11 protein-coding genes and 2 pseudogenes are annotated in these 12,369 nt (G+C 42.8%); 7 read left to right on the top strand and 6 right to left on the bottom strand.

From position 1 onward, the window contains the following. Positions 1-12: 12 nt before the first annotated feature. Together JGC47_RS16840 and JGC47_RS16835 are read left to right on the top strand one after the other, a co-directional pair. Positions 13-369 (top strand): hypothetical protein, encoded by a 357-nt coding sequence (locus JGC47_RS16840; protein ID WP_013035748.1) that lies wholly within the window; start codon positions 13-15, stop codon positions 367-369. Positions 370-460: 91 nt separating this feature from the next. Further along, positions 461-1,635 (top strand): annotated as a pseudogene (locus tag JGC47_RS16835) (IS3 family transposase). A gap of 8 nt (positions 1,636-1,643) precedes the next feature. On the opposite strand, the pseudogene JGC47_RS16830 reads toward JGC47_RS16835, so the two are convergent. The 3 genes and pseudogenes from JGC47_RS16830 to JGC47_RS16820 form a co-directional block, all read right to left on the bottom strand. Beyond that, positions 1,644-2,147, bottom strand: a pseudogene (locus JGC47_RS16830) (relaxase/mobilization nuclease domain-containing protein); the annotation flags it as partial. 9 nt (positions 2,148-2,156) lie between these two features. Further along, complete coding sequence (locus JGC47_RS16825) at positions 2,157-2,549, bottom strand: hypothetical protein (protein WP_004154780.1); 393 nt, start codon at positions 2,547-2,549, stop codon at positions 2,157-2,159. A gap of 366 nt (positions 2,550-2,915) precedes the next feature. Beyond that, the gene (locus JGC47_RS16820; protein ID WP_024015126.1) at positions 2,916-3,191 is read right to left on the bottom strand and encodes a hypothetical protein; all 276 of its coding nucleotides are present in this window, start codon (positions 3,189-3,191) and stop codon (positions 2,916-2,918) included. 123 nt (positions 3,192-3,314) lie between these two features. On the opposite strand from JGC47_RS16820, the gene JGC47_RS16815 reads away from it, so the two are divergent. The 3 genes from JGC47_RS16815 to JGC47_RS16805 are packed head-to-tail and all read left to right on the top strand — an operon-like array spanning position 3,315 to position 7,324. Further along, on the top strand, positions 3,315-4,433 hold the full coding sequence (locus tag JGC47_RS16815) for a DNA cytosine methyltransferase (RefSeq protein WP_004154781.1): 1,119 nt from the start codon (positions 3,315-3,317) through the stop codon (positions 4,431-4,433). 12 nt (positions 4,434-4,445) lie between these two features. Further along, on the top strand, positions 4,446-6,050 hold the full coding sequence (locus tag JGC47_RS16810; RefSeq protein ID WP_004154782.1) for an McrB family protein: 1,605 nt from the start codon (positions 4,446-4,448) through the stop codon (positions 6,048-6,050). Next, positions 6,047-7,324 carry an McrC family protein gene (locus JGC47_RS16805; RefSeq protein ID WP_004154783.1) on the top strand — a complete coding sequence of 426 codons (1,278 nt, stop codon included), beginning with the start codon at positions 6,047-6,049 and terminating at the stop codon, positions 7,322-7,324. Before JGC47_RS16810 ends, JGC47_RS16805 begins: the two co-directional genes overlap by 4 nt. A 17-nt stretch (positions 7,325-7,341) precedes the next feature. Here JGC47_RS16805 and JGC47_RS16800 read toward each other — a convergent pair whose 3' ends face one another. Further along, positions 7,342-8,565 (bottom strand): tyrosine-type recombinase/integrase, encoded by a 1,224-nt coding sequence (locus JGC47_RS16800; protein WP_013034823.1) that lies wholly within the window; start codon positions 8,563-8,565, stop codon positions 7,342-7,344. Between the two features lie 198 nt (positions 8,566-8,763). Further along, positions 8,764-9,627, bottom strand: coding sequence for a YicC/YloC family endoribonuclease (locus JGC47_RS16795; protein ID WP_004154785.1), 864 nt, complete (start codon positions 9,625-9,627; stop codon positions 8,764-8,766). 150 nt (positions 9,628-9,777) lie between these two features. Between JGC47_RS16795 and JGC47_RS16790 the strand changes: the two genes are divergently transcribed. After that, entirely contained in the window at positions 9,778-10,206 is a 429-nt protein-coding gene (locus JGC47_RS16790) for a DUF3574 domain-containing protein (protein ID WP_004154786.1), read from the top strand. Positions 10,207-10,240: 34 nt separating this feature from the next. Here the strand turns inward: JGC47_RS16790 and JGC47_RS16785 are convergent, their stop codons facing one another. Beyond that, positions 10,241-11,425 carry a NupC/NupG family nucleoside CNT transporter gene (locus JGC47_RS16785; RefSeq protein WP_004154788.1) on the bottom strand — a complete coding sequence of 395 codons (1,185 nt, stop codon included), beginning with the start codon at positions 11,423-11,425 and terminating at the stop codon, positions 10,241-10,243. 211 nt (positions 11,426-11,636) lie between these two features. On the opposite strand from JGC47_RS16785, the gene rph reads away from it, so the two are divergent. Then, positions 11,637-12,353 (top strand): ribonuclease PH, encoded by a 717-nt coding sequence (gene rph / locus JGC47_RS16780; RefSeq protein ID WP_004154791.1) that lies wholly within the window; start codon positions 11,637-11,639, stop codon positions 12,351-12,353. The last annotated feature ends 16 nt before the right edge of the window (positions 12,354-12,369 follow it).

The raw sequence follows: 12,369 nt of genomic DNA, 5'->3' as shown, positions 1-12,369 counted from the left end.
AAAGGAGTTCCTATGAATGATTATAACCCTCCGCTTATTGAAAATCTGCGCATTCATTGTGTCAGTGTCAGACTTAATAATTCAGAGCTCGTAAAGCTTGACCAAGAGCGAAAACAACACGCAAAGGGGGAGTGGCTTCGCATGTGCTTCATGAAAAACCAGCCTGCTGTCGTACCAGAAATTAATCGAAGCGCCTGGCAAAAGTTTGGTGAGATTAATCAAAAGCTCAACGAGCTCTTAAACCACCTCAATTCAAAGCAAGCATGCAGCCCACTGACCAAAACAGAGATATTTGTGGTGAAACGCCAAATCAGCGATCTTCGCTCACGTCTGCTATCTACTGAAATCTGGAGTGTCCATTCCTCATGAAGGGCATGCAGAGGATAAAGTGTAGTGGCATAGTGAATTTGGCCACCTGAATAGAGGTGATATCATCACCATAGTCAAAACAGGTGACATTATGACCGGACGTAACAGACGCAATTTCAGCCCCGAGTTTCGCCTCGAGGCTGCCCAGCTTGTACTCGATCAGCATTACACCGTTGCCGCCGCTGCCACTGCGATGAATGTCGGCAAATCCACGATGGATAAATGGGTTCGACAACTGAAAGAAGAGCGAACGGGAAAATCACCCATAGCTTCACCCATGACACCTGAGCAGATTGAGATACGTGAGTTGAAGAAAAGACTTCAACGCGTTGAAATGGAAAGGGATATATTAAAAAAGGCTACCGCGCTCTTGATGTCAGACTCACTGAACAATTCTCATTCGTTGAGAAACTCAGGGCGCGGTTTCCTGTTGCCGTTGTGTGCAACGTGTTTGGGGTTCATCGCAGCAGTTATAAATACTGGCGGCAGCCCAGGAAGCCTGACGCCACGAGAGTGGCATTACTGAGCCTTGTGCGTGAAGTTTATCGCGAAAGTAACGGTTCAGCAGGAGCGCGAAGCATTGCCGCAATGGTCACCACCCAAGGTATAAAACTGAGCCGCTGGCGGGCAACAAAGCTGATGAAAGCGCTCAATATTATCAGCTGTCAGCGACCTGGCCATCGTTATAAGAAGGCGTCTAAGGAACACATTGAGATCCCTAATTATCTGGATCGCCAGTTTGCTGTTACCGAGCCTAATCAGGCTTGGTGCGGTGATGTGACTTATATCTGGACGGGAAAACGCTGGGTTTATCTGGCTGTTGTACTCGATTTGTTTTCCCGTAAACCGGTTGGCTGGGCGATGTCATTTTTCCCGGATTCTGCATTGACAGCTAAAGCGCTGTCCATGGCCTGGGAAGCGCGAGGAAAGCCGGCTAATTAACTGTATCACTCGGACCAAGGCAGCCACTATACCAGCAGGAATTTCAAACAGTTACTGTGGAGATATCAGATAAAGCAAAGCCTGAGTCGCCGGGGAAATTGCCGGGATAACAGCCCAATGGAACGGTTCTTCAGAAGCCTGAAAACAGAGTGGGTACCGGATAATGGCTAGGCGAATTTTAGCGAAGCCAGCACGGCAATAACGAATTACATCACAGGATATTACAGCCAGCTCAGACCTCATCAATATAATGGTGGTTTGACGCCGAATGAATCAGAACGATTGTTCTGGAAAAACTCTAAAGCTGTGGCCAGTTTTTGTTGACCACTACACTTTTGCTTCTGGGGCTGTTTAGCAGGACAAGGACCTTTCGTTCTGGTGAGCTGATGATCTCGTTCAAGCTCTTGAATGATACGAGTGCTGATGAGGTTCTCGTTCCTGCCAAGATAGAGTTGGCCATTTGCCAAAACATTTATGCGGGAAGCAATGATATGTATGTGCTGACCAGCTTCGTCGTCATGAAGAAAATAACAGCGAAGATGAGTGTCGCAGAAGCCCATTCGCTTCATGTAATCGTCAGCGATAGCTATCCACTCCTGTTTTGTAAGAGTCTCGCCTGTGGGTAATCTTAGAGAATTGTGCCAAACAGGTTTCTCAACATCTTCTCTCAGATTCTGAGTTCTTGCGAACTCTGCTGTCAGCTCGTCTACTGTAATGCCTACCAGGTTACCTCCTATCAGAACAGGAGGGGTGGAGTGATGAGTAGCAGGGGCAAGAGCATACGAGATGACACCCCAGAAGCTCTTACCTCTTTTTATTCTATTCATGCCCTTCATCAATAGTGGTCACTTGTCGAGTGTTAGTAGAGCATCTCTTACATGCGACAGCTTTAACTTCAAAACAGTTACTTCATGCGACAGAAGCTGAGCATCTGTTCCTTTACGAAGCAGGAATGATCCAAGATCATTAAGCTTCTGTAGTGAGTGGGTAAGCTCTTGCCAGGCTTCTTTGTTGGGTTCTGGAACTGTTGGAGGGAGTTGCTGAAGAGCTGAGCTTCTCAGCCAACAGCTTTTGCTGAGCTGATTTCTCAAAATATTTACTCTCGCAAGTTCTATATCATTTAAACGAACAGTAACGGTATGCCTGCGAATGCGATTCTGGGGAAGTTTCTTAGATTCACCATTGTTGGTGAAAGACGAGGGAAAATCGTCATCAAATATATTATTAAAATTTTTCATATCAACTCCTTTTGATATTAGATGGACAGCAAATCCGTATGCTGTCTATAACGAATAGCATAATATGCAAGTCTGTCAATGGCTTAGGTGTTAATTTGATGTTGGTTTTTCTTTTTCTGACTACAAGGAAGAAAAACAAGGGAAACTCAGCTTCGCTGAGTTAGCCCTTGCTAAGAATAATTTTTAATCTATCTAAGTTTAAACTTGATAAATAAACTTCAAGTGATATTCAAAATCTAAAAAGAAAGGAGGGTTAATATGAAATTTTTAAAAAATAAATATAGTGCCGAAGTATACTTATTGGTATTGTCTAATTTTATTGCTCTATTTTATTTGGTTTATCTTATATCGAAAATAACATGATTATTACATGTCGCCGAAGCTGTTATGAGTTTTTCCGATTGTAGTTGGTGAATTATTAATAACTGAATATATGTTTGCCACATTAATTAAAAGCACAATCACGGCAAGGAAACTTGCCAGTTTGAACTTGATTGCTTTATCTTTGCTATAATCTGATTTGTGAACTTCTATTACCCACCAAAGAAGTAAAAAGAATAGGGCAATAAAAAAGTAATCCGAAAAGCTCAGTGCTTGGAAAAATAAATCGACTATTGATGGTTCTTTAGTAGCATTACTCATGATAGTTTCCTTGTTAAAGAATTGGTCGATAAATGAACGAAGACATGAAAATCCACTGTATAAAATGACAGCATTATGCTATAGTAATGCATTACAATCATAGTGTCTGGAGTACAATTATCAATGAAATTTGAAGGAGTTAATAAACCCACTGTCGTTTCGATGTTTTCAGGTTGTGGTGGCATGGATTTAGGCTTTGTTCAAGCAGGCTATGATGTTGTTTGGGCTAATGATTTTGATGCTGATGCTTGCTTGACTTATAAGCGAAATATTGGTGATATTATTCACGGGGATGTTACTACTCTTGATGTCCCAGATGTTAAAAATTTGGATGTTTTGACTGCTGGTTTTCCTTGTCAGCCTTTCTCTAATGCTGGCTCACGAAAAGGTATAAATGATCCAAGAGGTCAACTCTATAAGCAGACATTTAAATTTATCAAAAAACTATCACCTAAGGTCGTTGTTTTTGAGAATGTTAGAGGTCTGCTGAGTACAAAAGTTGAAAATGGCAAGCTGATTGATGAGATCGTAGATACACTCACTAATTCTTTAGGATACCATGTGATGTATAGACTCGTTAATTTCAGCCATTTTGGGGTTCCGCAAAACAGGATCCGAGTAATATTGATTGCCATTAAAGATTTAGAATATTTACCATATATTTTCCCTGAAGTTGAGATGAACAAGGATCTCACTTTGGCTAAAACTCTGGCAGGTATTACTGATGAACTTCCAAACCAAAATGAGCTGATGAAACTAAATCCTCAAGCACTTCATTACGGCTCTATGATTCCAGCAGGTGGTTCTTGGAAAAACATTCCATATGAATTGTTACCAGATCGTTGGAAAAAAATTCGGGATGACATGCCCCGATACCATTATCCAAACTTTTTCAGAAGATATGATTTGCATGAAATTCAAGGCACAATTACGGCCGCATTTAAACCTGAGAATGCTGGAGTTTGGCATCCTGTAGAGGACCGAATTTATTCGGTCAGAGAGATCGCTCGTTTCCAGACTTTCCCTGACGATTTTGTTTTTGAAGGTAGAAGTATAAAGTCAAAATATCAGCAAATAGGTAATGCAGTGCCTCCACTAATTGGAAGAAAGATTGCAGAGCAAATAAAAAATTACATACACAAAGTAGAGCTATCCAAAATACAAAGAACTATGGTTGAAAGCACTCACCTAAATGTTAATCAGCCTATACATGTTCAAAAAGTTAGCTTAGCTCTTTTTTAAAGGAATATATATATGTTTTTTTCTGAAGATGTCATAAGGAAGAGTTTTGAAGGTATCAAAAAAATTGATTCTTCAAATGGAAAATCTCGTATGGAAAAAATTAGTGGTTTGAGATATCTCTTAGCTACTTCTATGCTTCTGAAAAGAACTGACCAAAATGAAATTGACATGAAAGTTGGTTCTGAATATCGTGACGAATTCATTAAAACCGTTGGGGAGGTTGTATCCCTGGACTCTCAAGGATTATATACAAAAGACTTTAACTCAGAATTTGATGTAAAAAAAGATTATGGAATTGGTAGTAATTTTTACACCACCCGTTTAGCTTATAGTCGTTCACAAGTTATAAATTATCCTGGAAGGCCTGCACCCCTGCTTAAGCTCGCATATGAAAATATAGCTATACAAGAAAATGTTAAAAATACTCTGGAAAAATCATATAACATTGATTCTATCAAAGTAGCACTATGCATTTGGCTTATGAGAGGGGAGGGAATCAATATTGATGATATAAAATCTCCAAATGAAACAATACTTGGAATAATTGAACTTTATCTTAGAAATAATTTTACTGCCGATGTTTATAAATCATTAGTTCCAGATTTGAATGATGTAAATTTGTTCTTTACTAACATAAAAGATGATTATTTTTCCCCAAACAAATTTTATGTTGAAGTTATTAAAGATGAAAGAGTTATTGATCAAATCGAAAACAAAGTGGAATTTGCTTCTGTCGAAGATAAATCAATACTATCAGAAAAAGATATTCTCGTTTTAGAAGACAACTTAAACGATGACGATCCTATTCTTATTATTACTCAAAAATTATTAAGTAAGGGAGCTAAAGGCATTCTTTTCTCAGGACCTCCAGGTACAAGTAAAACTTGGTATGCTTTGAAAATAGCCTTGAAGTTAACTTCTTCAGATATGAGACGCATTGAGAGGATTCAATTCCATCCATCATACTCATATGAGGACTTCATTGAAGGATTAGTTCCTAATGGAGCAATAAATAGCTCTGAACCTTTATTTAAACCAAAACATAAAATTTTCTTAGAAATTTGCAAAAGAGCACGGGAAGATATAGATAACTCATATTTCCTTATAATTGATGAGTTTAGTCGAGGTGAACCGAGTAAGATCTTTGGCGAGCTTCTTACTTATATAGAACCAGACTATAGAGACATAAGTTTTATTTTGCCTTATTCTGAGGAACATTTTTCTATCCCTCAAAATATAGTAATATTTGCCACCATGAATCCATACGACCGTTCGGTTGTGGAACTTGATTCAGCTATGGAAAGGCGATTTGAAATTATCGAAATGGAGCCAAGTCAAAATATTTTGAGGTCTATACTCCAACAAAATCTTTTGTCTGGGGAAAAGATTGGTAAAATATTACTTTTCTTTAGCAGGAGTAATGAGCTATCAACTCATGGTTTTGGTCATACTTACTTCAAAAATATCGAATCTGACGATGATTTACTTCTGCTATGGAATCATAAACTTAAATTTATTTTTTCCAAGATGTTTAAATTCAATCCCGAAACTTATACTGAATTGAAACAACTTTTTATGGACATCTTAGATGAAGAATTCAAGGATGAAATTAAATGATGATCATTGAAGCCAAGGAAAGAACAGAAGTTAATGTAGATATTAATCTCATAGTCAAAAATGGGAATAAGCTCGACATTTATCCTGAAATAAGAAATTTTTTCAGCATTGATTATAAACCGAAAAACAATGCTCTTATTCTTTTTTCAGGTAAATATATTGGTCTGATTCCAATAAATGAAAGTTTAGCAATTGATATTAAACCGAAGTTTTCAATTGGTAATATTAACCGTATGATCCTTACCTCGGGAGAATACCTTCAGGCTTTGACATTTTTCAACAGGCATTATAGTGAAAGTGCTGTTGATTCTAACATCACTTTTAAGTTTTTGATCGAATGCTTCATCAGAGAAATGAAAGCCTTATATGAGAATGGATTATTAAAAGACTTTATTAAGAGGAATGCGATCAGCTCTAATATTAAAGGAAAGTTGAATGTATCTCATTCAATAAAAAAATTATGGTCTAAAGGGATGTTTCACAAAGCATCTGTGGATTTTGATAAGTTCACACCTGACAATGATGTCAATAAATTTATTAAGTGTGCACTTTTTCAAAGCTTGGTTGAGCTAAGAAGAAATCATCGTGAACTAAAAAAGCTAATACAGGATAATGTGTTTTTCTTAGAAATGTTTGATGGAGTAAAAAGTTTTCAAGGATCTAATCCTCTAAATCTATATAATCCTTACAATGATTTTGGAATTATAAGAAATTATTATAAAAATATAGTAAAATCCGCAGAGCTTATTCTTTCTAAGAAAGGGATAAGTTTTGAGCTAACAGAGGAAAATGTATTTCTTAACTCTTACTATATAGACATGGAAACAATATTTGAGAAGTATTTATTTGTGTTTTTGAAAGAGTACTTTTTAAATAATCATCCTGAACTTTCTGTTAAAGATGGGAATACTGATGGTAAGAAGAAATTTTTCAATGCGCAAAGTCTTGCCACTGGAGATGCTAAGCCTGATGTGATCATTAAAAAAGGTGAAAGCACTCTTTTAATTGCAGATGCTAAATATAAAAGCAAGACAAAAGATACAGATAGATATCAAATAATAAGCCATGCTGTTTCTTTTGATTGTAAATATACAGTGCTGATTTCTCCAAGACCTGAAAATCATAATGGGGAAAAGATGAGAAAGATCGGTGATGTTGGCGACACTTTAAAAATTAATGTCTATGAATATTTTATAGATCTCTCTAACCCAGACCTTGAAAATGAAGAGTCTGAGCTTGCAGAGTCTTTATTCAATCTTGTTAAAAATTATTGATTTTTATAAATCTTGCTTTAGTTTGACTTGTAAATGATTGCTCTAATTGCATAATCTACTTTCTGTAATGCCTCTTTTCTTTCCTCAAAATAGTCATATCTGTCATAAATCCCTTCGACTCCTTTGAGTTTATGGTTCAAACACCGCTCGGCCACATGTGGTGGAACAGTTAGTGAAGCAAGCAGGCTCCGACTGGTTCTTCTCAGGTCATGGACAGTGAAATATTCAATATCGCCCATAACGTTTTTTGGTTTCTTCTTCTTGCCAGGTTCAACCCCGAACAACTTCGCTATGGCTCTGTTAAGAGTGTCTTTTCCCATGTGCTGATTTTTACTTGTCCGGCGATTAGGGAAGACATAAGGCGAATCCCATGCTCTTACCTTTAACTCTTCTAAAATCTCAATAGCGAGAGGAGCAAGTGGGATGGCGATTCCTACACCAGACTTGCTTCTTTCTTTTGGTAAAGACCATTTTTTCTCTTTTAAATCAGATTCGGACCAAGGTGCTTCCGTTAGCTCACTTTTACGAACAGCAAGAAGCAATAGAAGTGCACAGGCCAGATAATTATCACGAGAGAAGCTGTCAGAGTGTTCTCTGAACACTTTAAAAACATGAGCAATCTCATCCAGGCTCAGTGCTCTTTCTCTGCTCTTTTCAATTCCTCCAGCATCGTTTACTCGGAATGCTGTGGCGGGATTGTTCTGAACAAGACCGAGTTTGATACCATGATTGAAGAGCTGTTTCATGTAGAGAAGGGCATCATTTGCGATAGTTGGTCTGTCACTCGCAGTAATTTTCTGGATGATAGAACGAACATCTATGGGAGTAACTTTCATCAAAGAGAGTCCACCAATCGTTGGTGCGATATCTTTTCTATAAACTCTTTCTGGTATGCCCGGATATTTTAATCTTTTAACAAGATCTTTATGCCAGTCTTCAAACAGCTCATTCACTGTAGTCAGTGCTTTAGGTCTGTTTAGCTTTCTTTCCGCGATAGGGTCATCTCCAGCTATAACCTTTTTGCGAACATCTTCTGCAAGGCTACGGGCTTCTGCGAGTGACACTATAGAAACCTTACCTAAAGTGATTTCCCGTCTCTTTGTGTGTGCTGTGTATCTCAGCATCCAGTATGGTTCACCCTTGGAGGGGATTTTCAGGTATAAACCTCGCTCATCTCCAAACTTACCAACTCCGCCTGCTTTTATCAGAGACTGAACGGCTTTTGCTGTTAATGAACCCATATACCTGACCTGTCATTTTTAGTGGGGGGTATCTGGTTATAGACTGTTATATTTTTCTAGTAAAGCAAATTACCCCCATTCTACCCCCCCGATATTTCTTGGATTTAAGCGGAGCAACATGTTCATTAGTGGAATTTATATACTATAAAAAAGCCCATTTAACATGGGCTTGCGGATAATAATGGGCGGTGTTGGTATTTACTCGATATTCTGAATCTGTTCTCTCATTTGCTCAATCAGCACCTTCAGCTCGATGGCCGATGCGGTGATTTCGGCATTGATCGATTTAGAACCGAGGGTGTTCGACTCGCGGTTGAACTCCTGCATCATAAAGTCGAGACGGCGGCCGACGGCTTCCTTCTTTTTCAAAATGTTATAGGTTTCTTTTACGTGCGCTTCCAGTCGGTCCAGCTCTTCCGCCACGTCAACGCGCTGGGCCAGCATCACCAGCTCCTGTTCCAGACGGTTGTTTTCCAGCTGTATCTGCGCATCTTCCAGGCGGCTGAGCAGGCGTTCACGCTGCCATTTCAGCACATCCGGCATATGCGCACGTACTTTGATCACTTCGGCGCTAACGCCTTGCAGGCGCTGCTCGATCAGCGCTTTAAGCGCTGCACCTTCACTTTCGCGAGCGATAATAAACTCATCGATGGCGGCATCCAGCGCGGTCAGCAGCTGGGCGGAAATGGCGTCCAGATCCTGTTCCTCTGCGGACATCACGCCTGGCCAGCGCAAAATATCGACCGGGTTGATTTCCCCCTCATCGCTCTGCATCTTCACCCAGTTTGCCGCCTGTACCAGCTGAACCGCCAGCTTTTCGTTCAGCACCAGCGCGCTTTGCGCGCGCGGGTCGGCGTCAAAACGCAGATTAACTTCGATTTTTCCGCGCGTCAGACGGTTGCGAATGCGTTCGCGCACCACCGGTTCAAGACCGCGGAACTGTTCCGGCAGGCGGATATAGGTTTCAAGATAGCGCTGGTTGACAGAACGCAGCTCCCAGGCTGCGCTGCCCCATTCGCCTTTGGTTTCGCGCCGGGCGTAGGCGGTCATGCTGCGGATCATATTGCGTACCGTGTCAGGGAAAGATGTGCAGATTATAGCGATGCAGGCGCTGGCTTAACAGGCATTCGCTTAAATGACGGCGTTTTGGCTGACGTTTGATCGCTCAGGGCTTAAGATGCTGACAGTAAAACCCTTAAACCAGGAGTACTGATGACGTCGCGCATAATGCTTTCTATCCTCATGCTATTGGCTTTGTCGGGCTGTAGCTCTCCGACGAGCCAGCTTATCTCATCTCCGTGGGCGGCCTGTGCCAGGGGAGATGCGATGACGCAATCCACACTCTATTTTGGCCTTAATCGCCCGCAGGGTACGGCGATTACCGAAGCAGAGTGGCAGTCTTTTGTTGACGAGCAGGTGACGCCGCGCTTTAAGGATGGACTTACAATATTCGCCGCAAAGGGACAGTGGATGGGCAATGATGGCCAGCTGGCGCGGGAAAACAGCAAAGCATTGTTGCTGATCCATGCGGCGGATCAAACCAGTGAACAGGGGATTGAAGCGCTACGCACGCTGTATAAACAGCGTTTTGCTCAAGACGCCGTGATGCGGGTTGATAACCCGGTCTGTGTCGCTTTCTGAAGATGACCCGGCGCGCATACGCCGGGTGGCATTGTTAAAGTACCAGTCCGGCGAAAGCTGCTGACAGCAGGCTAACCAGCGTGGAACCATAAATCAGCTTCAGGCCGAAACGCGATACCACATTGCCCTGCTGTTCGTTCAATCCTTTAATCGCCCCGGCCACAATGCCGATTGAGGCAAAGTTAGCGAAAGAAACCAGGAAGACTGACAGAATGCCCAGGCCGCGCGGCGACAGCTCTGCGGCGATTTTTTTCAGTTCGATCATCGCGACAAACTCGTTTGTCACCAGCTTGGTCGCCATAATACTGGCGGCTGGCAGGGCATCGGCCGTCGAAATGCCAATCAGCCAGGCAAATGGCCAGAAGAGGTAGCCGAGGATCTGCTGGAAACTGAAGCCGAAAAGGGTTGTAAACACGGCGTTCACCGCCGCAATCAGCGCAATAAACCCGATCAGCATCGCCAGAATAATCATCGCGACTTTAAAACCGGCCAGAATATACTCGCCGAGCATCTCAAAGAAGCTCTGATCCTCATGCAATTTTTCCAGGCGAATTTCAGGCTCGTCGCCGGCAGGCGTCGGGTTGATGATCGACAGGACAATAAATGTACTGAACATATTGAGGATCAGCGCGGCCACCACGTAGCGCGGTTCAATCATCGACATATAAGCCCCGACGATTGACAGCGACACGGTAGACATTGCCGCTGCGGCCATTGAGTAGAGGCGGCGTGGAGAAATATCGGTAAGGATGCCTTTGTAAGCGATGAAGTTTTCCGACTGTCCGAGGATCAGGGTGCTGACAGCATTAAACGACTCGAGTTTGCCCATTCCGTTCACTTTTGACAACAGGGTGCCAATCACTTTGATCAGCACCGGCAGAATTTTTACGTGCTGCAAGATGCCGATAAGTACAGAAATAAACACGATAGGACAGAGTACGCCGAGGAAGATAAATGCCAGCCCCTGTGAGCTCATGCCGCCAAATACGAAATCGGTGCCCTGTGCGGCATACTTCAGCAGCACTTCAAAGAAGCCGGAGAACGCGGTCACCACCTTCAGCCCGGCGGAGGCATGCAGGAAGAACCAGGCGAGCGCTGCTTCAATAACCACCAGTTGCAGCAGTACGCGCGGGCGGATTTTCTTGCGGTCAGAACTGGCCAGCAACGCCAGCAAGCCGATAACGGCCAAAGCCAGAATAAAATGGAAAACAGAGATCATGGGCAGCTCCAGCATCCGGAATCGAAACAGAGAGGCATTTAGCCATATTTCGCTACGGTTTACATCCTGTCAGTCAGACTCAGACTGTTTTATCCTTCAAATAGTCTTCAGTCGCATAACAACTTGCTTTTAGCTTAGTCTGCGATGGGCAATCATCTGCGAAATCCGTATAATGCGCAGCCAATTATGTTTTGCCAGCCGGAGATAAACTATGCGTCCATCAGGCCGTAGCGCACAGCAGGTGCGCCCTGTCACATTGACTCGCCATTACACCAAACATGCAGAGGGCTCGGTGCTGGTTGAATTCGGTGATACCAAAGTATTGTGCACCGCCACCATCGAAGAGGGCGTGCCGCGCTTTCTGAAGGGTCAGGGACAAGGTTGGGTCACCGCCGAATATGGCATGCTGCCACGCGCCACCCACAGCCGTAACGCGCGCGAGGCGGCGAAAGGCAAACAGGGTGGGCGCACGCTGGAGATCCAGCGCCTGATCGCCCGTTCATTGCGTGCAGCCATTGACCTGAAAGCGCTGGGTGAATTCACCATTACCCTTGACTGTGATGTGTTGCAGGCCGACGGCGGTACCCGCACAGCTTCTATCACCGGTGCCTGTGTGGCGCTGGCTGATGCGCTAAACCATCTGGTTTTTATCGGCAAACTTAAGGCCAATCCGATGAAAGGCATGGTGGCGGCGATTTCAGTGGGTATCGTCAACGGTGAAGCGCTGTGCGATCTGGAGTATGTCGAAGATTCTGCCGCCGAGACGGATATGAATGTGGTCATGACCGAAGATGGCCGCATGATTGAGGTGCAGGGGACCGCAGAGGGCGAACCATTCAGCCACGAAGAATTGCTGAAGTTACTGGAACTGGCGCGAGGTGGTATTGATACGCTGGTTGCCGCGCAGAAAGCCGCGTTAACCCACTGATCCTTCAGGCGACCTC

The organism is Erwinia amylovora, assembly GCF_017161565.1.
GTDB lineage: Bacteria > Pseudomonadota > Gammaproteobacteria > Enterobacterales > Enterobacteriaceae > Erwinia > Erwinia amylovora.
The sequence above is the reverse complement of the archived record's forward strand: the minus strand, read 5'-3'. Positions and strand labels throughout refer to the sequence as shown.

Bases quoted from the DNA above. Each gene is read 5' to 3' on its own strand.
- JGC47_RS16840 (WP_013035748.1), top strand. From the start codon at position 13: ATGAATGATTATAACCCTCCGCTTATTGAAAATCTGCGCATTCATTGT.
- JGC47_RS16825 (WP_004154780.1), bottom strand. From the start codon at position 2,549: ATGAAAAATTTTAATAATATATTTGATGACGATTTTCCCTCGTCTTTC.
- JGC47_RS16820 (WP_024015126.1), bottom strand. From the start codon at position 3,191: ATGAGTAATGCTACTAAAGAACCATCAATAGTCGATTTATTTTTCCAA.
- JGC47_RS16815 (WP_004154781.1), top strand. From the start codon at position 3,315: ATGAAATTTGAAGGAGTTAATAAACCCACTGTCGTTTCGATGTTTTCA.
- JGC47_RS16810 (WP_004154782.1), top strand. From the start codon at position 4,446: ATGTTTTTTTCTGAAGATGTCATAAGGAAGAGTTTTGAAGGTATCAAA.
- JGC47_RS16805 (WP_004154783.1), top strand. From the start codon at position 6,047: ATGATGATCATTGAAGCCAAGGAAAGAACAGAAGTTAATGTAGATATT.
- JGC47_RS16800 (WP_013034823.1), bottom strand. From the start codon at position 8,565: ATGGGTTCATTAACAGCAAAAGCCGTTCAGTCTCTGATAAAAGCAGGC.
- JGC47_RS16795 (WP_004154785.1), bottom strand. From the start codon at position 9,627: ATGATCCGCAGCATGACCGCCTACGCCCGGCGCGAAACCAAAGGCGAA.
- JGC47_RS16790 (WP_004154786.1), top strand. From the start codon at position 9,778: ATGACGTCGCGCATAATGCTTTCTATCCTCATGCTATTGGCTTTGTCG.
- JGC47_RS16785 (WP_004154788.1), bottom strand. From the start codon at position 11,425: ATGATCTCTGTTTTCCATTTTATTCTGGCTTTGGCCGTTATCGGCTTG.
- rph (WP_004154791.1), top strand. From the start codon at position 11,637: ATGCGTCCATCAGGCCGTAGCGCACAGCAGGTGCGCCCTGTCACATTG.